This window comes from Massilia scottii (genome assembly GCF_030846495.1).
GTDB lineage: Bacteria > Pseudomonadota > Gammaproteobacteria > Burkholderiales > Burkholderiaceae_D > Telluria_A > Telluria_A violaceinigra.
Genome location: NZ_JAVCWM010000006.1, coordinates 345,334 through 362,973, shown reverse-complemented (window position 1 = coordinate 362,973; position 17,640 = coordinate 345,334). Strand labels below are relative to the sequence as shown.

Genomic DNA, 17,640 nt, shown 5'->3' with positions numbered 1-17,640 from the left:
GCGCGGCAGGAATCGCAATGGTCCCTGGAAATGCTCGCACATTTGCTGTCGTCATTGATGGACCTCGGCCGGGCAATCAGTTGAAGAGGACGATGTTGTGGGCGCGTCCGCCGGCCCGGATGCAGGAGGCCCGGCGCACCGGGCCTCCTCTGCTTACTTCTCGCCGCCCTTGCGGGTGATGAACAGGCTGGCCACACAGCTTGCTGCAATGAGCACGGCCACGACGGTCAGCGACGCTTGCACCGGCACGTGATACCACGGCATGATCAGCATTTTCGTGCCGATGAAGGTCAGTACCATTGCCAGGCCATACTTGAGCAAGTGGAAGCGATCGGCCACATCGACCAGCAGGAAGTACAGTGCCCGCAGTCCCAGGATGGCAAACAGGTTCGACGTGAACACGATGAACGGATCGGTCGTAATGGCGAAAATCGCCGGAATCGAGTCGACCGCAAACACCAGGTCCGTCACTTCAATGAGCAGCAGCACCAGGAACAGCGGCGTGACGTAGCGCAGTCCATCCTTGGTGATGAAAAACCGCTCACTATGGTCACCCTCGGCGACACGCAAGTGTCGGCGTGCAAAGCGCAGTATCGGGTTGTTGGCCACGTCGGGCTCCTGGTCGACCGCGACCAGCATGCGCAGGCCGGTAAAGAGCAGGAACGCACCGAACAGATACAGGACCCAGCTGAACTCGCTGACCACCCACGCACCCGCGGAGATCATCACTGCGCGCATGACAATCGCGCCCAACACGCCGTAGATCAGGACGCGCCGCTGATACTGTTGCGGTACCTGAAACGCGGTAAAGATCAGCAGGAACACGAACACGTTATCCACCGACAGCGCTTTCTCGATCAGGTAGCCCGAGAAAAACTCCAATGCCTTTTGGTCCGCGATCTCCGTGCCTACCGTGCCCTTCAGGTACCACCACAGGCCGCCGTTAAACAGCATGGCCAGGCTGACCCACACCAGCGACCAGATGCCTGCCTCCTTCACGCTCACCTTGTGCGCCTTGTTGCCTCCGAAGACGAACAGGTCGAGGGCGAGCATGACGAGCACGAAGACGATAAAAGCTGCCCACATGGGGGCGCTTGCAATGGTTTCTAAACCGTTCATGGAATGCTCTCCGTTGTCCTTGGTGGCTTAGCTTGCCGCATCGTCATCGCGGTTGCGCATATCGTCGTCGGTGCCCATGTCCAACGGCCGGTTCGCCGGCAGGCGGGTGTGGGTAAAGTCACGCTTGCGCTCGACCTGTCGCACCACCGCGCGATCGGCGCGCTCCGCGGCGCGGTCGATGGCGCTGTAAAGATCGGCTTCCGTATCTTCGATAATAACTTCTTTGCCCCCGCCGAGCTGCACCTGAATCTTGCAGCGTTTGTCGATGCCGCCGCGCGGGCCGTTAATGTCGGATAGCGACACGGCAAGCTTGCGCATATGCTGGCCGGCCCAGCCCAAGGCGATGGCCAGGCGCTGCTCGGTGTACGAACGCAATGCCTCGGTGAGTACAAATCCGTTTGCCTGAATGGTGACGCGCATGATTTCCTCCTGTTGGGTTAGTGGATTCACTATAGTTCGTGGAAAAGCATCGTACAATTCGAATATAATGTGCTGTCAGATCGATTAAATCGATGTATTGAAGGCTCCCATGTCATCATTGAATTTCAAGCACCTGCGCTACTTCTGGATGGTGGCGAAAACCGGCAGCATCGCCAAGGCTGCAACGCAGCTGCATCTCACGCCACAGTCCATTTCCGGCCAGCTCTCCGAATTTGCCGACACGCTTGGCGTGGAGCTGTTCCGCCGCGTCGGACGCAACCTGGAACTGACCGAGACCGGGCGACGCATCCTGAGCTACGCCGAAGACATCTTCAGTACCGGCGATGAACTGCTCGACCTCGTGCGCGACAAGACCTTCACCACGACGATTACTTTCCGTGTCGGCTGCGCCGATTCGGTATCAAAACTGATTGCATGCCGGCTGGTGGAACCGGCCCTGAAACTGGGGGAACCGGTCAAGCTGATCTGCCGCGAAGGCAGGCTCGCCAGCCTGGTGGCGGACCTGGCGGTGCACCGGCTCGACCTCATCATTGCCGATCGGCCCATGCCGAGTCACCTCAGCGTACGCGGCTTCAATCACCTGCTCGGTGAAAGTGGCATGACCGTGTTTGCCACCGCGGCGCTGGCGAAGGAGCTCGGTGAAGGATTTCCGGCTTGCCTGAACGGCGCCCCCATGCTGTTGCCTGGCGAAGACTTCGCCATCCATCAGCGCGTCTTGCAGTGGCTGGAAAAGAGTCAGGTTCATCCGCGCGTGGTGGGTGAGTTCGATGACAGCGCGATGATCAAGGCCTTCGGCCAGTCCGGAGCGGGGGTGTTTTTTGCGCCGACCGTGATTGCCCGCCAGGTCAGCGATCAGTACCGGGTGGTGCCGCTCGGCCAGGTCGATTCGCTGGTCGAACAGGTGTATGCCATCACCACGGAACGCCGGATGAGCCATCCTGCCACGTTGGCAATCAGCACAATGGCGCGCAACACACTGTTTGCCTGAGCTGATGTCCGCGCCGTGTTTCGACGGCCTTGCCACCTGTTTCAGCCGGGCTGGCGCCGGTGCCCGCATGGGCTGGGAACCACGTAAAACAGCCCCCGCCGACTTAGCGCATACAATGTATCCATACACCCGCCCCGCATCAACGCGACCGGCGGCGTTCGCACATGCTTTCAGAGAACAGGAATATCGATGGATTTTGACGTAGCGGCATGGGAAAAAGAGATCGGCCGGCCAGTACCACCCCTCATGGCCAAATTCTTCACATGGCTCGCGCCCTATGAATATGGCGACCTTGGCTACTTCGAGCTGGCGCCGGAAAATCTTGCTGGCGGTACCGCCTGGGTAGGCATGGAGCACTGGGGCGCCAACACCTGGGGCTTCATCAGCCTGCCCGACGGCTCCCTGATCGGCCTGTGCGAAGCGGTGCAGCCGCCGGCCGTCGTGCATATCGGTTCCGAAGGCGAACTGAGAACCCTCTCCGAATCGTTCGAAGCTTTCCTGCTGGCCATCGACGCCGGTGAAACCGACACCGAGATCGATCTCGGCGACGACGAACTTGAACCGGAGCAGGTTGCTGCGCGCAAGGCATTCAAATCCTGGCTCAACAAGAGCAAGATCGCCGCGCCGGCCGTGAGCGGACAGTTCGACTTTTCCGCCTACGCCGCCGGCGATCCGCCCGAACGCCGCGCGCCGCCCACGCAGCAGGGCGCCGCGCCCGTCATGGACCCCGGCTACCTGAGCCACATCGACGGCATGGGCGAGCGCCTCAAGATGCTGTGCAGCCTGGTGGGCCGCACCGCCGCCGATCCCGAACTGTGCGCCGTCGCCGACCAGATCTTCGGCAAGGCGCCGCCCCAGTCCATCGGCAATGCCAAACACGACGACAGCATCTGGCTGACCGCGAAAAAGGCCGACGTCAGCTTTCTGTTCAGCCGCAAGGTGCTGAACCCGAACTACGCGCCAGTGCCGATCAGTAACAAGGCCATCTGCCCGTTCCTGGAAAGCGTGTTTCTCGGCGACGCCTACAGCGAGCCAGTCCTGTTCGGTTTGCATGGCGACGCACTGTGGGACGCCATTGCGCAGCGCCTGCCGCAACAGTACAAGGAAACCGTCGATGAGGACGGCGAAGTCGAAAAGGCGTGCACCTTGCCGCTCGATCCTGCGCGCGACACCGAACTGAGGCTGTGGATGAACAATGGCCGCACCAATGCCTGCGTGCAAATCGCGCAGGGACGTGAGCTCGCCCGGCCCGAAGCGGCCAAGCAGATCAACAGCGGCGCGGGCCTGTTCATGCAATGGGCGCTGGAAAACGGCTGGCTCGAACGCGCCATGTTCCCCGGGCAGGACGAGCTCATCGACTCCATGCGCCGCAGGGAAGCGCGCCCGTCGCAGCTGGTGCAACTGGCCCTGACGCGCGGTCTGTGGGATACGCACCTCACGGACGAGCCCGGCCTGCGCCAGTTTGCCTACATTTACTTCCACAACATGGACGGCATCTGGATCAATGCCGATCTGAAGACCATGTTCGGCAAGCGCCAGGGCCAGTACGGTCATGACGAACCGGTGCTCGACGACGATCCGGTCGAGATCTACGACGCCCTGTTCGCTCTCTTCACCAAGCAGTTTGCGAGCTGGAAGCAAGCCAATCCCCAGGAACTGGGCTAAGGTTCTTCGGACCGGACTGCAGCGGACCACGCTCACGGCAGCGCCGGTCGCGCTGCCGCGCTAACCGAGGTCCCACACCTCGACAGTCAGCGCCTGCGCTTGCACGCAGGCCGCAATCTTGTCCTGGGCAGTGTGACATTTCCGCTCCAGTTGGCGGCGGTGATGTCGGGCCACCCGGCCATGCCATGCAAGCGGCGGAGCTATGCTATTAATCTGATTATCTATGTCAATTGCCTATATTGACTTGGGTTAACACGATTGTTATATTCGTCCAAAAATTACATTTGGATAACTTTAAGCGTCGAGACACAGCGTGACCGTACACGGCTCCGGGCTGATCAATCTATCCATCCATCCCAACCGTTCTGCCGGAGTTCCGCATGCCCCCCGTCAATCATCGCCCCGCCTTGTCCATCCTGGCGCTGTCCATCGCGCTTTCCGCCTGCGGTGGATCATCATCGTCGAATAAAGTGGGGCCGGACGCGCGCGCCTCGGTGAATCTGCCGTCGGCTGCTCCGGTGGCCGCGCCAGTGCCGGCGGCTGTTCCCGACAGCGTGCCGGCCGCCGGCCCGCCGGAAGCGGCTCCTGCTTTGCCTGGCGCCGTTCCGGTGGCCGATGACAGTCCGGTTGGCGACCCCGTAGTCACCAAACCGGTCATGGTACCGACGCCGGCTGTGCTCATCCCTGTGCCGTTCACGCCGCCAGTCGTCACGCCGCCGGCGGTCACCCCGCCTGTCGTCAAGCCGCCGGTCGTCGTCACCCCGCCCGTCGTCGCTCCACCTGTGGTCACTCCGCCCGCGGTCACGCCCCCGGTCGCTACGCCGCCGGCTGTGGTCCCGGTCGCCGTGCCCGCTGCCTGGACCACGGGCGTGACCAGCTTCGTGCACCCCGGCATTGGCTACAACGCGGCCGACCTGGCGCAATACAAGGCGCACGTGCTCGCTGGCGAGGAGCCGTGGGCCAGCGGCTACCACCATCTCGGCGGGCGCACGCCCCTGAACTACGCGATGCTCGGCCCTTTCGCCATCGCCAACCGCAATTTCGACCTGAACCGCGGCGCCTTCGAGCGCGACATGCAGATGGCCTACAACCACGCCCTGATGTGGTACGTCTCGGGCAACAGCGCGCACGCGGAAAAGTCGATCTCGATCCTTGACGCCTGGGCCACCACCAACATCTCGCTCGATGGCGTCGAGGCGGCGCTGATGCTGGGCGACTATTCCGGCCGCGCCATCATCGCCGCCGATATCCTGCGCGGCCTGTATCCCGGCTGGACCGCCACCCACACGGCGCACATGAAGTCCTGGCTCGAGAATGTCTGGTGGCGCCGCCTGCAGGTCGGCGGCAGTTCCGCGATCGGCACCGCGCTCGGCAACGGCAGCCTGCTCAAGCCGTGCAACCAGGGCGGGCTGGCGCTCAAGGCCGCGCTGGCGGTGGCGGTATTCCTCGACAGCCCGCTCAAGTTCGACCAGGTCATCAACGCCTACCTCAGCGATCCGGGCGGACTCGACCAGATCATGTCGAATGGCGAGGTGGGCGATACCGGCCGCGACCAGGGCCACGCACACGGCCAGATCGCCACCTACGGCGCGATTGCCGAAACCGCCTGGAAGCAGGGCATCGACCTGTATTCGCTGCGCAACAACCGCTTGCTGGCGGCCGGCGAATACTATGCCAACTACAACCTCGGCAAGCCGTTCACCTTCAATCCGGTCTCGTGCGGCTACGGTTACTACACCCAGATCGGCGCGCAACCCCTCCAGACCATGCCGGCCAACCTGTTCGAGACCCTGTACACGCACTATGTGGTGCGCAAGGGCCTGAAGGCGCCGAATGTCACGCAATACCGCGAGCTGGCCAAATCGCGCGGCGAAGCCGGTCCGTACAGCGGTCCCTACTCGGGCCAGATTTATCGCCGCACCAACGACAGCTCGACCGCACGCGCTGTAACGTTCCCGTTCACCGCACCGGTGATGACGGCGGCGACCAGCTTCACCCAGGCCGACCTGGGCAAGGTCCAGACGCCGGGCAGCGCCACCAATACCGGCGCGAACTGGAAGATGACGGCCTCCGGCGCCGGTGCCGAGAAGGGCTATCACTTCGCGTACAAGGAGCTCAAGGGCGACGTCGAAGTCATCGCCACCGTCACCGATCCGGGGGCGCTGAGCACCGGCGTGGCCGGCATCATGATCCGCAGTTCGCTCGATGCACGTCCCGCCACGGCGGCCGCCCAGATTTACGTGGCGCCAGCCAGTTCCGGCAACGGCACGCATCTGTTCTGGCGCGTCGGCACGCAGCACTACGGCGGCTACCATGCGGCGCGCCGGTTCACGTCGGCGGTGGCGCCGATGTCGCTCAAGCTGGTGCGGCATGGTAATTTCGTCTACGCCTACCTGTCGAGCAATGGCGGGACCGACTGGTCGGCCATCGGCACCATCATTTATCCGGAGCTGTCCGATACCTTATATGTCGGCATTTTCACGGCCTCGGGCGATCCGGTGGCCACCACCACGGCCAGTTTCGAGAACGTGAAGACCGGATCGAAGCCCGGCAGCCTGGTGGCGCCACCCACCAAGGTCAGCGCCAGCGCGCGCAGCGGCGGTGTCGCGGTGCAGTGGGCGGCCAGCCCGTTGGCGCGCAGCTACGATGTGTTGCGCGCGACCAACTCAAGCGGGCCGTTCGAGCGGGTCGGCACCGAGCTGACCGGCACCAGTTTCGTCGACGCTGGCGCCACCGGCAATGCGGCCTACTTTTATGTGGTCAAGGCATCGACTTACAGCGGCCTGAGCGCGCCATCGGCGGTGGCGAGCGTGCAGGCGCGCTAGCGCAGGCAAAAAAAAAGCAGCCGGATCGTTTCCGGCTGCAAGTATCTGGTGCCGGTGTTCGAGGTCACCGGACTAACCTGTGGGAAATGCAGAGGCATGTCACCAACAGCGTCAGAATAATCCTCTCAGATGACCGGAGCATGACGTAAGGCGAACGGCAGCGCTTCGTGCAACGCTTCCTGCGGCGCGGCGCGGCGCGGCGCGGTGCGTTGCCGGCAGCGCCATGCGGATCGCTTCAGGTCAGGCTGATGGCGTCGAAACCCTGCGCTTCCGGCGGCCCCGCCAGCAGGGGCATGACCGCGACGATCGGCCCGCGGTAAAATTCGGGTGCGCCGGGCCGACTTGTGCTGGCGAGACGGGGGACGGCAACGCGTCTGCTGCCAGCCAGTTGCCAGCATGTCGATTTTCTCCCACACCGCAATCATTTTCATCGATAGGCATGCATGCACCTATTCCTGCTTGTAGCGGGATGTCTGTTTCCGTTGATCAGCTGGCTAACCCTGTTACTCAGCTATATCGTTGCACGCGGCGGTCGCAGCTCATCCGGTATATATATCCCCTTTGTCGGGCCAGCGCTGCTCAGCATCTGGCTGGTGCGGGTCGACGCTCCGCATTGGACGCTTCCACTCCCTTGGATTGCCGATATCGGCACCGTGTTCTTCCTTGTATGGCTACCACGCCTTGCCCGAGAAATTTGGCAAACCAGTCGATTTACGCGGCTCTACAAACTCACTGGCAGCGACGGAAATGAATCGGTCGTCATCTCGTTTCACCGGGGTGGGAATTACTTGCTACAGAAACATTGGTACCGTCCAGCTGGCGAGCCGGGGATGATCGCGATAGGCGAACCGGGCACTTTCTCAAGCCAGCAGGGCATCGTCAGCCTGTGCAGTCATACCGGACGCCAGCGCTATCTTGTGCCCGAAGGCGCAGTCCATGCCGTCACCGATGCAGGCGAAAGTGATGAGCTTCAACTTCAGGGCTGGCGGCTTTTGAAAACCACCGGCTGAGGGCAGGGCGCAAGCCAGGTGCCAACATCTTGAAGAACGGCGGTGCACGCGACGCTGCCAGCTGCAATGGCAATCGCGGCATGCATGTCGATCATGCTGCGAACGACTGCGCGCCGTGCAACGCGTCGCGTCGCCGGAAGCACCATAGGAACTGCTTTATGTCAGGCTGATGGCGTCGAAACCCTGCGCTTGCGGCGGCCCCGCCAGCAGGGGCATGACCGCGACGATCGGGCCGCGCAAGGCCGGGTCGCTGTCACCGGCGAGGCGGTCGGCTTCGGTTTCCCACAGGGTAATCGACATGCCTTTGCCGCTGGCCGGATCGGTCAGGAGAAAGGTTGACTTGAATCCTTGCAGCTGTTGAAGAACCGGCAGCACCGAATCGTTGTACAGCGCCACGATCTCGGCGAGTTTTTCCGGCTTGGCTTGAACATGGGTAACTCTTGCGAACATGATGTGCTCCTTGGGATGAAAAACGACCGGTACGGGCACCGCTGCGTCCGAACCATACAGTGTGTATGGTTGCACTATACACGATGTTTGGGCACTGCCGGGTTTGCTGGCGGTAAGCTATGATGCGAGCGCATCGCACCGCATGCCGCGGCGCCGTCCTTGGCGCCGGCGTCGTATTTTTTGGAGCCGCCATGCCATCCCCCCGTTCTCCCGGAAAAAATCGTTTATCGCGCGATACCTGGCTCGACTTCGGCCTGGCCGTGTTGCGCGACGACGGCCCGCAAGCCTTGAAGGCCGATCCGCTGTGCAAGCGCATGGGGGTGAGCAGGGGAAGTTTTTATTGGCATTTCGACAGCGCCGGCAGCTTTGCGCTGGCGGTGCTGGAGCGCTGGGAATCGATCGCCACCGACCAGATCATCCGCGCCATTGAAGAGGCTGCGGATGATGCGCTGGCGCGGCTGCGTCTTTTGTTGACGAATGTGGGCGAACTCGATATCGGCCTTTACCAGGCCATCAACACGCTCGGCGCGCAAGATCCGGGCGCGGCCCAGGTGCTGCGCCGGGTGCACGAGCGCCGGGTCGCGTTCGTGGCGAACTTGCTGGCCGGGCTTGGTTTCGACGCGGCCGAGGCAGCCACGCGGGCGCAACTGATCTACGCCTGGGCCATGGGCGAATTACTCACGCGCGAACCGGGGCGCAAAGCCTTTTCGGCAGCCCAGATCGATGCGGTCGAACGCTTGCTGATGCGGCGCTAGCGCCGCCGCAGGTTCAGACTCTGACTCAGACCTGCGGCTTGGTGGGCACCAGGCGTTCTTCGAGCTCGGTGACGCGCTGTTCCAGTGCTTCGAGCTTGGCGCGGGTCTTGGCCAGCACCTGCGCCTGGATATCGAATTCCTCGCGCGTGACCAGGTCGAGCTTGGAAAAGCCCTGGGTCATCATGCTCTTGACGTTCTTCTCGATATCCTTGGCCGGCGAACTCTCGATGGCCTGGTTGATCTTGCCCTGCAAGTCGTTGAAAAAGCTGTTCATGTCCATCGCAATCCTCGTGAAATCGGTGGCGCACCGCAGCGGTGCGCCAGGTGGGCCAGTTTGGTGCATTCGCGCCGGCCGCGACCGGAATCGCGGATCTTTTACTGTTTATTAACAGCAAGTTGGGGACGCCGGGCGCAAAAACAAGTTGCGGCCGGGCGCAATCGTAGCTGGCATGACTTCTGCTAATGGTTAAGCAGTGTGCATGCTCCAGGCTACATTTTAAACCCCAACCGCCGTCTCAGTTAAAAAACCATAAGGGAACCGTCATGAATAAGCTGTCTACTCCGTTGTCTCTCGCCGCTGCGCTGACCCTGGCGCTGGCAACCCTGGGAGCGCCGCTGGCCCAGGCTGCCGACGCGCCCGCGCCCGACAATGTGGTCAGCTTCAACGCTGCCCTGACCAGCGACTACCGCTACCGCGGCCTGTCGCAAACCCGCATGAAGCCGGCCGTGCAGGGCGGGGCCGACTACACCCACACGCCGAGCGGCGCCTACGCCGGCGTGTGGGCCTCGACCATCAAGTGGACCAAGGACCTGGGGGGCGATGGCGATGTCGAAATCGACCTGTACGGCGGCAAGAAGGGGGAAATCACCAAGGGCATCAGCTACGACGTGGGCGGCCTGTACTACGGCTACCCGTCCAACGGCTTGCATCCGAGCGCCAACACGTTCGAGCTGTACGGGCAGGTCGGCATGGGGCCGGTGTCCCTGAAGTACTCGCATTCGACCACCAATCTGTTCGGCACCACCGACAGCAAGGGCAGCGGCTACCTGGACCTGAGCGCCAATCTCGACCTGGCCACCGGCCTGGTGCTCAACCTGCACGTGGGACGCCAGCGCGTGGCCCACAACGATGCGCTCAGCTACAACGACGCCAAGATCGGCCTGACCAAGGACTTCGGTTTCGCCACGGTCGCGCTGGCCGTCATCAGCGCCAATACCGACATGTATATCAGCCCGGTCAACGGCAAGGACCTGGGCCGTTCCCGCGCCGTGTTGACCGTGTCAAAAACTTTCTAAGAGGCCAGCCATGAAAATGATCACCGCCATTATCAAACCCTTCAAGCTGGACGAAGTGCGCGAAGCGCTCTCGGCCATCAACGTGCAAGGGATTACCGTTACCGAAGTCAAGGGCTTCGGACGCCAGAAAGGCCATACCGAGCTGTATCGCGGCGCCGAGTACGTGGTCGACTTCCTGCCCAAGACCAAGATCGAGGCGGCCGTGGACGACGCCATCGTCGAACAGGCCATCGAAGCCATCGAAGGTGCCGCGCGCACCGGCAAGATTGGCGACGGCAAGATTTTTGTCTATAACCTGGAACAGGTGGTGCGTATCCGCACCGGCGAAACCGGTAACGAAGCACTTTAAGGTGAGGGGAACACTGATGAATAAAACGATAACAAAGTGGCTGGCCGGACTAGCGGTGCTATGCGCCATCGGCGGCGTCTTGCCGGCCTCGGCCCAGGATGCGCCCAAGCCGGATACGACCGCCGCGGTGGTTACACCGGTCGAGGCGCCCGCCACCACCGCGGTCGCGCCGGCCGCCAGCACGGCCAGTGCCGCCGACCCGGCCGCCGCCGCGCCGGCGCCGGTGCCGCATAAAGGCGACACTACCTGGATGTTCATTGCCACCGTGCTCGTGGTCTTGATGACGATTCCCGGGCTGGCGCTGTTTTACGGCGGCCTGGTGCGCACCAAGAACATGCTGTCGGTGCTGATGCAGGTATTCGTGGTGTTTGCGCTGATCATCGTGCTGTGGTGCATCTACGGCTACTCGCTGACCTTTACAGCAGGAAATGCCGTGATCGGCGGCTTCGACCGGGCTTTGCTGACCGGTATCTTCGACCCGGTCAAGGGCACCTTCGCCTACGCCGCCACCTTCAGCAAGGGCGTGGTCATTCCGGAGTTCATTTATGTCGCCTTCCAGGGCACGTTTGCCGCGATTACCTGCTGCCTGATCGTCGGCGCCTTTGCCGAGCGCATCAAGTTTGCCGCCGTGATCGCCTTCATGGTGCTGTGGTTCACCTTCGGCTACCTGCCGATCGCCCACATGGTCTGGTTCTGGACCGGTCCGGACGCCATCACCGATGCCGCCTCCCTGGCCACCGAAACCGCGAAAGCCGGCTGGCTGTTCCAAAAAGGTGCGCTCGATTTCGCCGGCGGCACCGTGGTGCACATCAATGCGGCAGTGGCCGGCCTGATGGGCGCCATCCTGATCGGCAAGCGCGTCGGCTACGGCCGCGAAGCCATGGCCCCGCACTCGCTGACCATGACCATGATCGGCGCCTCGCTGCTGTGGGCCGGCTGGTTCGGCTTTAACGCCGGCTCGGCACTGGAAGCGGGCGACATCGCCGCGCTGGCCTTCATCAACACCCTGCTGGCCACCGCCTGCGCCACCCTGTCGTGGGTGTTCGGCGAGTGGATCACCAAGGGCAAGCCATCGATGCTGGGCGCCGCCTCCGGCGCGGTAGCCGGCCTGGTGGCGATCACCCCGGCGGCCGGCTTCGTCGGCCCGATGGGCGGCTTGGTCATTGGTTTGCTGGCTGGTATTATCTGCCTGTGGGGAGTGAACGGCCTCAAGCGCCTGATCGGCGCCGACGACTCGCTCGACGTGTTCGGCGTGCACGGCCTGGGCGGTATCCTGGGTGCCTTGCTGACCGGCGTGTTTGCCGCGCCATCCTTGGGCGGCCAGGGCATTTTCGACTACGTTGCCAACAAGGCATCGGCGGAATACTCGATCGGCGGCCAGGTCATCACGCAGCTGACCGCGGTCGGCACCACGATCCTGTGGTCGGCGGTGGTGTCCTTCATTGCCTACAAACTGGTGGACCTGGTGATCGGTCTGCGCGTACCGGAAGAAGAAGAACGGGAAGGGCTCGACATCACGAGTCACGGCGAATCGGCCTACCATTCCTGATTCACATTTTTGCTCCGGCCCGCGCAAGCGGGTTGTTCCAGGCGCCCCGCGGGGCGCCTTTTTGCTTTCCGCGACGCCGCAGGACTTTAAAACGCCGGTTCCGCCCCGATTTGTGCAGTTCATCATTATCACCAAGCAGTCTTTAAGGACGTCTTACTCATGGTTCCCCACCTCGTCACAGCCCTCACTGGCCCGCTGCTCGACCTCGAAAAGAAAATCCTGGCGGCAACGCCGGCCATTGAGCGCTGGTTCCGGATGGAGTGGCAGGAACATACGCCGCCGTTCTATTGCTCGGTCGACCTGCGCAACGCCGGCTACAAGCTGGCCCCGGTCGATACCAACCTGTTTCCTGGTGGTTTTAACAATCTTGCCACCGAAATGCTGCCGCTGGCGGTGCAGGCCGCCATGGCTGCGATCGACAAGTATTGCCCGGATGCCCGCAACCTGCTGCTGGTGCCGGAAGGCCACACCCGCAATCCGCACTACCTGCAGAACGTGGCGCGCCTGATGCAGATTTTCCGCCAGACCGGGCTGCACGTGCGCCTGGGTTCCCTGTCGCCCGAGATCACCCAGCCCACGCCGCTGGCGCTGCCGGACGGGAACATGCTGGTGGTCGAGCCGCTGGTGAGGTCAAGCAACGGGCGCCGGGTGGGGCTGAAGGATTTCGATCCCTGCACCATTTTGCTGAATAACGATTTGTCGGCCGGTATTCCATCGATCCTGGAAAATATCCACGAGCAGTCGCTGCTGCCGCCGCTGCACGCCGGCTGGGCGCTGCGCAGGAAGAGCAATCACCTGGCCGCCTACGATGAAGTGGCCAAGAAGTTCGGCAAGCTGATCGATGTCGATCCGTGGATGGTCAACCCCTTCCACAGCAAATGCGGCGCGATCAATTTCGACGAAGACCAGGGCGCGGAATGCCTGGCCGACAATGTGACCATGCTGCTGGCCAAGATCCGCAAGAAGTACAAGGAATATGGGATCAAGGAGCAAAAGCCGTTCGTGATCCTGAAACCCGATGCCGGAACCTATGGCATGGGCATCCTCACCATCAAGGATGCCAGCGAAGTGCGCGAACTGACGCGCGCCCAGCGCCAGAAGATGTCGGTGATCAAGGATGGCGTGGAAATCAGCGACGTCATCATCCAGGAAGGCGTGCCGACCTTCGAGAACATCAAGGATGCGGTGGCCGAGCCGGTCGTGTACATGATCGACCGCTATGTGGTGGGCGGGTTCTACCGGATTCACGCCGAGCGCGGGATCGACCAGAACCTGAATGCACCGGGCTCGCAGTACGTGCCGTTGGCGTTTGCCCAGCAGCATGCCGTGCCGGACCTGAAAGCCAAGCCGGGAACGGCGGCGCCGAACCGCTTCTATGTGTATGGCGTGGTGGCACGGCTGGGGCTGATTGCGGCGTCGCTCGAGTTGGAGCGGACGGATCCGAATCCCGAAGTGTATTGAGGAAAGGGCGTCCCCTGGGGAGTGCATGCGTTCCCCAGGGGACGCATGCGCGCGCCCATCCAGACTCATCCCAAGCCAACATTGGCGTTTCCGGCTAAAATCAGTCATTACCCCCGAATGGAATCGCCCATGAAAATCGCTTTCCTCGCCGATCCGCTGTCCGGCTTCAAGACGTACAAGGATTCGACCTTCGCCATGATGCGCGAGGCGGCACGGCGCGGCCATGCGGTTTACGCCTTCGAGCAGCGCGACATGGCCCTGGAAGAAGGCGCGGTCAGTGCCGACATCGCCCAGATCACCCTGACCGGCGACGCCGACGACTGGTACCGCGCCGCGCCCAAGGCGGCGATGCGCCTGTCCGAGTTCGATGCCGTCATCCAGCGCAAGGACCCGCCGTTCGACATGGAGTACGTGTACGGCACCTACCTGCTCGAACTGGCCGAACAGCAGGGCGCGCGCATCTTCAACAAGCCGTCCGCGATCCGCGACCACAATGAAAAGCTGGCGATCGCCCAGTTCACCGAATTCACCTCGCCCACCCTGGTTACGTCGGATGCGGCGCGCCTGCGCGCCTTCCACGCCAGGCACGGCGACGTGATCTTCAAGCCGCTCGACGGCATGGGCGGGGCCGGCATCTTCCGCATCGGCGCCGACGGCATGAACTTGGGTTCGGTGATCGAAACGCTGACCCTCAATGGCGCGCAGACCATCATGGCGCAGCGCTACATCCCCGAGATCGTCAAAGGCGACAAGCGCATCCTCGTCATCGACGGCAAAGCGGTGCCGTTCGCGCTGGCGCGCATCCCGCAGGGGACTGAAATTCGCGGCAACCTGGCCGCCGGCGGCATCGGCGTGGCGCAGCCCCTGACCGCGCACGACCTCCACATCGCCGAAAGCATCGGCCCCTTGCTGGCCGAGCGCGGCCTGTTACTGGTAGGATTGGACGTGATCGGCGAGTGTCTGACCGAAGTCAATGTCACCAGCCCGACCTGCTTCCAGGAGATCTTCGACCAGGCGGGCTTCGACGTGGCGGCGATGTTCATCGACGCCGTCGAGCGGCGCAGCCAGGGAAAGTAAGGCAAACATATTATGGTAGGTATTCTGTTGATGACCCATGCGCCGCTCGGACAGGCGTTCATCGCCGCGGTGGCGCACGTGTTCCGCGGCCCCACCGAGCATTTCGAGGCGATCGACGTCACTGCCGACCAGGACCTGGCCGAGGTGAACGAACTGGCGCGCCAGGCGATCTGCCGCCTCGACGACGGCACCGGCGTGCTGGTGATCACCGATATCAAGGGCGGCACGCCGGCCAACTGCTGCAACTCGCTGGCCGACGCGGGGCGGGTTGAAGTCATCGCCGGCATCAGCCTGCCGATGCTGCTGCGCGCGATCACCTACCGGCGCGACACGCTCGACGTGGTGGTCGAAATGGCGCTGGCCGGCGCGCAGAGCGGTGCGGTACGGGTCGACAATCGTATCAGGGTAGGACCGGCGTAAAAAGCGATTGGGCGGTGGCTGCGGCCACCGGGTGTGCGAATGTGCAGGATCCGTGTGAAGAGACGACAAAAAAATGATTCAACAAGATCTGGAAATTATCAACAAGCTTGGTTTGCATGCGCGCGCCTCGGCCAAATTCACGCAGCTGGCCGCGAAGTTTTCGAGCGACGTCTGGCTCACGCGTAACGCGCGCCGCATCAATGCCAAGTCGATCATGGGCGTGATGATGCTGGCGGCCGGGAAGGGCGCCAAGGTCACCCTGGAAGCCGACGGCGCCGACGAAAAGGAATGTGTCGAGGCGCTCGCCGCGCTGATCAACGACAAGTTCGGCGAAGGCGAGTAATGCCGGTCGGACGCACCTCCAGCGTATCATCCATGGCATCGTTCACGCTGCACGGCATTCCTGTGTCGCGCGGGATCTCGATCGGCCGCGCGCACCTGCTCACGCCCGCCGCGCTCGACGTCAAGCATTACCTGGTGGCCGAAGAGCACCTGGAAGCGGAAGTGAAGCGCTTGCAGGATGCCCTGGCCGAAGTGCACCGCGGCCTGCAGGCGCTGTGGACCGACCTGCCCAAGGACGCGCCGACGGAACTGGGCGCGTTCATCGACGTGCACGCGCTGATTCTGTCGGACCCGATGATTTCGGAAGCGCCGCTCGATATCATCCGCACGCGCCACTACAACGCCGAGTGGGCGCTGGTGACGCAGATCGATGAATTGTCGGCGCAGTTCGACGAGATTGAAGACCCGTATCTGCGCGAGCGCAAGGCCGACATCCAGCAGGTGGCCGAGCGGGTGCTGAAGGTATTGATGGGCACCGCCCAGCTGGCGCCGGCGCCCGTGACGGACGAAGAATTCCAGCCGCAGATGATCGTCGTCGCGCACGACATTTCGCCGGCCGACATGCTGCAGTTCCGCGACCGCTCGTTCATCGGTTTCGTGACCGATGTGGGCGGGCAGAACTCGCATACGGCGATCGTGGCGCGCAGCCTCGATATTCCGGCGGCGGTCGGCATGTCGCAGGCGTCGCAATTGATCGAGCAGGATGACTGGGTGATCATCGACGGCGATGCCGGCGTTGTGATCTGCAATCCGAGCACGCTGGTGCTGGAGCAGTACCGCGCGCGCCAGGCGGCCATGCTCAAGGCGCGCAAGAAGCTCTCGAAGCTCAAGAAAACCCCGGCCATCACGCGCGACGGCACCGTCGTCACGCTGCTGGCCAACATCGAGCTGCCGGACGATTGCCCGCACGCGCTCGAATGCGGGGCCGAAGGCGTGGGCCTGTTCCGCTCCGAGTTCCTGTTCATGGGCCGCAGCGGGCAGGCGCACAAGATTCCGAGCGAGGACGAACAGTTCGAGCAGTACCGCAAGGCGGTGGTGGCGATGAAAGGGCGGCCGGTGACGATCCGCACGCTCGACATCGGCGCCGACAAGCCGCTCGACCAGACCGAGCACACCGCGCTCAATCCGGCGCTGGGACTGCGCGCGATCCGCTATTGCCTGGCCGAGCCGCAGCTGTTCCTGACGCAGTTGCGCGCGATCTTGCGGGCCTCCGCGTTCGGCAAGGTGCGCTTGCTCATTCCAATGCTGTCGCACGTGTTCGAGATCGACCAGTGCCTGGCGATGGTGGAGCAGGCCAAGGCGCAGCTGCGCGAGGCGGGGCAGAAGTACGATACGGCGATCGACGTGGGCGCGATGATCGAGATTCCGGCGGCGGCGCTGTCCTTGCCGATGTTCGTCAAGCGCATGAACTTCCTGTCGATCGGCACCAACGACCTGATTCAGTACACCTTGGCGATCGACCGGGTCGATTACGAAGTGGCGCACTTGTACGATCCGCTGCATCCGGCGATTTTGCAGCTCATTGCGATGACCATCATGGCCGGCAAGAAGGCGGGAATCGATGTGGCGGTGTGCGGCGAGATGGCGGGCGATGTGAAGTTGACGCGCCTGTTGCTGGGCATGGGGCTGCGCGAATTCTCGATGCATCCGGCGCAGCTGCTGTCGGTCAAGCAGGAGATCTTGAATTGCGACCTGACGACCATCACGCCGCAAACACGCAAGATCTTGCGCACCACCGAGCCGCATGCGATTGTGGAGGCGGTGCAGCAGTTGCAGGTGATTTGATCTTAATCGCAGTATCCTGTCACCACCAACCTCAATACCGTCGTTCCCGCCGAGAGCCGCCTTGGCGCGGGAACGACGACGTAGCGGTTTTAACTCATTTTTTCGAAT

The 17,640-nt window shown here is 62.8% G+C and carries 17 protein-coding genes; 13 read left to right on the top strand and 4 right to left on the bottom strand.

Translation table 11 applies throughout. The features are described from left to right. Positions 1-153 precede the first annotated feature (153 nt). Together RBA41_RS11200 and RBA41_RS11195 are read right to left on the bottom strand one after the other, a co-directional pair. Complete coding sequence (locus RBA41_RS11200; protein ID WP_306623772.1) at positions 154-1,119, bottom strand: TerC family protein; 966 nt, start codon at positions 1,117-1,119, stop codon at positions 154-156. Positions 1,120-1,146: 27 nt separating this feature from the next. Next, positions 1,147-1,539 (bottom strand): HPF/RaiA family ribosome-associated protein, encoded by a 393-nt coding sequence (locus tag RBA41_RS11195; protein WP_306623770.1) that lies wholly within the window; start codon positions 1,537-1,539, stop codon positions 1,147-1,149. 109 nt (positions 1,540-1,648) lie between these two features. Between RBA41_RS11195 and nhaR the strand changes: the two genes are divergently transcribed. The 4 genes from nhaR (at position 1,649) to RBA41_RS11175 (ending at position 8,048) form a co-directional block, all read left to right on the top strand. Continuing rightward, entirely contained in the window at positions 1,649-2,548 is a 900-nt protein-coding gene (gene nhaR, locus RBA41_RS11190; protein WP_306623769.1) for a transcriptional activator NhaR, read from the top strand. A 189-nt stretch (positions 2,549-2,737) separates the two neighbouring features. After that, positions 2,738-4,213: a DUF7832 domain-containing protein gene (locus RBA41_RS11185; protein ID WP_306623767.1), complete on the top strand. Its 1,476-nt coding sequence runs from the start codon at positions 2,738-2,740 to the stop codon at positions 4,211-4,213. Positions 4,214-4,593: 380 nt separating this feature from the next. Further along, a complete protein-coding gene (locus tag RBA41_RS11180) occupies positions 4,594-7,038 on the top strand; it encodes an alginate lyase family protein (protein ID WP_306623765.1) in 2,445 nt (814 codons plus the stop codon). 443 nt (positions 7,039-7,481) lie between these two features. Then, positions 7,482-8,048 (top strand): hypothetical protein, encoded by a 567-nt coding sequence (locus tag RBA41_RS11175; RefSeq protein WP_157778363.1) that lies wholly within the window; start codon positions 7,482-7,484, stop codon positions 8,046-8,048. A 156-nt stretch (positions 8,049-8,204) separates the two neighbouring features. Here RBA41_RS11175 and RBA41_RS11170 read toward each other — a convergent pair whose 3' ends face one another. Then, entirely contained in the window at positions 8,205-8,498 is a 294-nt protein-coding gene (locus tag RBA41_RS11170; protein ID WP_306623764.1) for an antibiotic biosynthesis monooxygenase family protein, read from the bottom strand. A 191-nt stretch (positions 8,499-8,689) separates the two neighbouring features. Here RBA41_RS11170 and RBA41_RS11165 point away from each other — a divergent pair, with 191 nt between their 5' ends. Then, complete coding sequence (locus RBA41_RS11165) at positions 8,690-9,253, top strand: TetR/AcrR family transcriptional regulator (RefSeq protein ID WP_306623763.1); 564 nt, start codon at positions 8,690-8,692, stop codon at positions 9,251-9,253. Positions 9,254-9,278: 25 nt separating this feature from the next. Here RBA41_RS11165 and RBA41_RS11160 read toward each other — a convergent pair whose 3' ends face one another. Continuing rightward, positions 9,279-9,533 (bottom strand): accessory factor UbiK family protein, encoded by a 255-nt coding sequence (locus tag RBA41_RS11160; protein ID WP_099874213.1) that lies wholly within the window; start codon positions 9,531-9,533, stop codon positions 9,279-9,281. Between the two features lie 263 nt (positions 9,534-9,796). Between RBA41_RS11160 and RBA41_RS11155 the strand changes: the two genes are divergently transcribed. The 8 genes from RBA41_RS11155 (at position 9,797) to ptsP (ending at position 17,532) form a co-directional block, all read left to right on the top strand. Beyond that, entirely contained in the window at positions 9,797-10,549 is a 753-nt protein-coding gene (locus tag RBA41_RS11155; protein WP_306623761.1) for a TorF family putative porin, read from the top strand. A gap of 10 nt (positions 10,550-10,559) precedes the next feature. Continuing rightward, positions 10,560-10,898, top strand: coding sequence for a P-II family nitrogen regulator (locus RBA41_RS11150; protein WP_054266216.1), 339 nt, complete (start codon positions 10,560-10,562; stop codon positions 10,896-10,898). A 16-nt stretch (positions 10,899-10,914) separates the two neighbouring features. Beyond that, on the top strand, positions 10,915-12,447 hold the full coding sequence (locus RBA41_RS11145; protein WP_306623759.1) for an ammonium transporter: 1,533 nt from the start codon (positions 10,915-10,917) through the stop codon (positions 12,445-12,447). Positions 12,448-12,606: 159 nt separating this feature from the next. Next, a complete protein-coding gene (gshA, locus tag RBA41_RS11140) occupies positions 12,607-13,908 on the top strand; it encodes a glutamate--cysteine ligase (RefSeq protein WP_306623757.1) in 1,302 nt (433 codons plus the stop codon). A 129-nt stretch (positions 13,909-14,037) separates the two neighbouring features. After that, a complete protein-coding gene (gene gshB, locus RBA41_RS11135; RefSeq protein WP_306623754.1) occupies positions 14,038-14,985 on the top strand; it encodes a glutathione synthase in 948 nt (315 codons plus the stop codon). A 12-nt stretch (positions 14,986-14,997) separates the two neighbouring features. Then, positions 14,998-15,405: a PTS sugar transporter subunit IIA gene (locus RBA41_RS11130; protein ID WP_099874218.1), complete on the top strand. Its 408-nt coding sequence runs from the start codon at positions 14,998-15,000 to the stop codon at positions 15,403-15,405. A gap of 73 nt (positions 15,406-15,478) precedes the next feature. Beyond that, positions 15,479-15,748, top strand: coding sequence for an HPr family phosphocarrier protein (locus RBA41_RS11125; protein WP_099874219.1), 270 nt, complete (start codon positions 15,479-15,481; stop codon positions 15,746-15,748). A 32-nt stretch (positions 15,749-15,780) separates the two neighbouring features. Next, the gene (ptsP, locus tag RBA41_RS11120; protein WP_306623752.1) at positions 15,781-17,532 is read left to right on the top strand and encodes a phosphoenolpyruvate--protein phosphotransferase; all 1,752 of its coding nucleotides are present in this window, start codon (positions 15,781-15,783) and stop codon (positions 17,530-17,532) included. Positions 17,533-17,640 lie beyond the last annotated feature (108 nt).

What these genes read in the sequence shown, in the direction of transcription:
- RBA41_RS11200 (WP_306623772.1), bottom strand. Translation starts at nt 1,119, where the DNA reads ATGAACGGTTTAGAAACCATTGCAAGCGCCCCCATGTGGGCAGCTTTT.
- RBA41_RS11195 (WP_306623770.1), bottom strand. Translation starts at nt 1,539, where the DNA reads ATGCGCGTCACCATTCAGGCAAACGGATTTGTACTCACCGAGGCATTG.
- nhaR (WP_306623769.1), top strand. Translation starts at nt 1,649, where the DNA reads ATGTCATCATTGAATTTCAAGCACCTGCGCTACTTCTGGATGGTGGCG.
- RBA41_RS11185 (WP_306623767.1), top strand. Translation starts at nt 2,738, where the DNA reads ATGGATTTTGACGTAGCGGCATGGGAAAAAGAGATCGGCCGGCCAGTA.
- RBA41_RS11180 (WP_306623765.1), top strand. Translation starts at nt 4,594, where the DNA reads ATGCCCCCCGTCAATCATCGCCCCGCCTTGTCCATCCTGGCGCTGTCC.
- RBA41_RS11175 (WP_157778363.1), top strand. Translation starts at nt 7,482, where the DNA reads ATGCACCTATTCCTGCTTGTAGCGGGATGTCTGTTTCCGTTGATCAGC.
- RBA41_RS11170 (WP_306623764.1), bottom strand. Translation starts at nt 8,498, where the DNA reads ATGTTCGCAAGAGTTACCCATGTTCAAGCCAAGCCGGAAAAACTCGCC.
- RBA41_RS11165 (WP_306623763.1), top strand. Translation starts at nt 8,690, where the DNA reads ATGCCATCCCCCCGTTCTCCCGGAAAAAATCGTTTATCGCGCGATACC.
- RBA41_RS11160 (WP_099874213.1), bottom strand. Translation starts at nt 9,533, where the DNA reads ATGGACATGAACAGCTTTTTCAACGACTTGCAGGGCAAGATCAACCAG.
- RBA41_RS11155 (WP_306623761.1), top strand. Translation starts at nt 9,797, where the DNA reads ATGAATAAGCTGTCTACTCCGTTGTCTCTCGCCGCTGCGCTGACCCTG.
- RBA41_RS11150 (WP_054266216.1), top strand. Translation starts at nt 10,560, where the DNA reads ATGAAAATGATCACCGCCATTATCAAACCCTTCAAGCTGGACGAAGTG.
- RBA41_RS11145 (WP_306623759.1), top strand. Translation starts at nt 10,915, where the DNA reads ATGAATAAAACGATAACAAAGTGGCTGGCCGGACTAGCGGTGCTATGC.
- gshA (WP_306623757.1), top strand. Translation starts at nt 12,607, where the DNA reads ATGGTTCCCCACCTCGTCACAGCCCTCACTGGCCCGCTGCTCGACCTC.
- gshB (WP_306623754.1), top strand. Translation starts at nt 14,038, where the DNA reads ATGAAAATCGCTTTCCTCGCCGATCCGCTGTCCGGCTTCAAGACGTAC.
- RBA41_RS11130 (WP_099874218.1), top strand. Translation starts at nt 14,998, where the DNA reads ATGGTAGGTATTCTGTTGATGACCCATGCGCCGCTCGGACAGGCGTTC.
- RBA41_RS11125 (WP_099874219.1), top strand. Translation starts at nt 15,479, where the DNA reads ATGATTCAACAAGATCTGGAAATTATCAACAAGCTTGGTTTGCATGCG.
- ptsP (WP_306623752.1), top strand. Translation starts at nt 15,781, where the DNA reads ATGGCATCGTTCACGCTGCACGGCATTCCTGTGTCGCGCGGGATCTCG.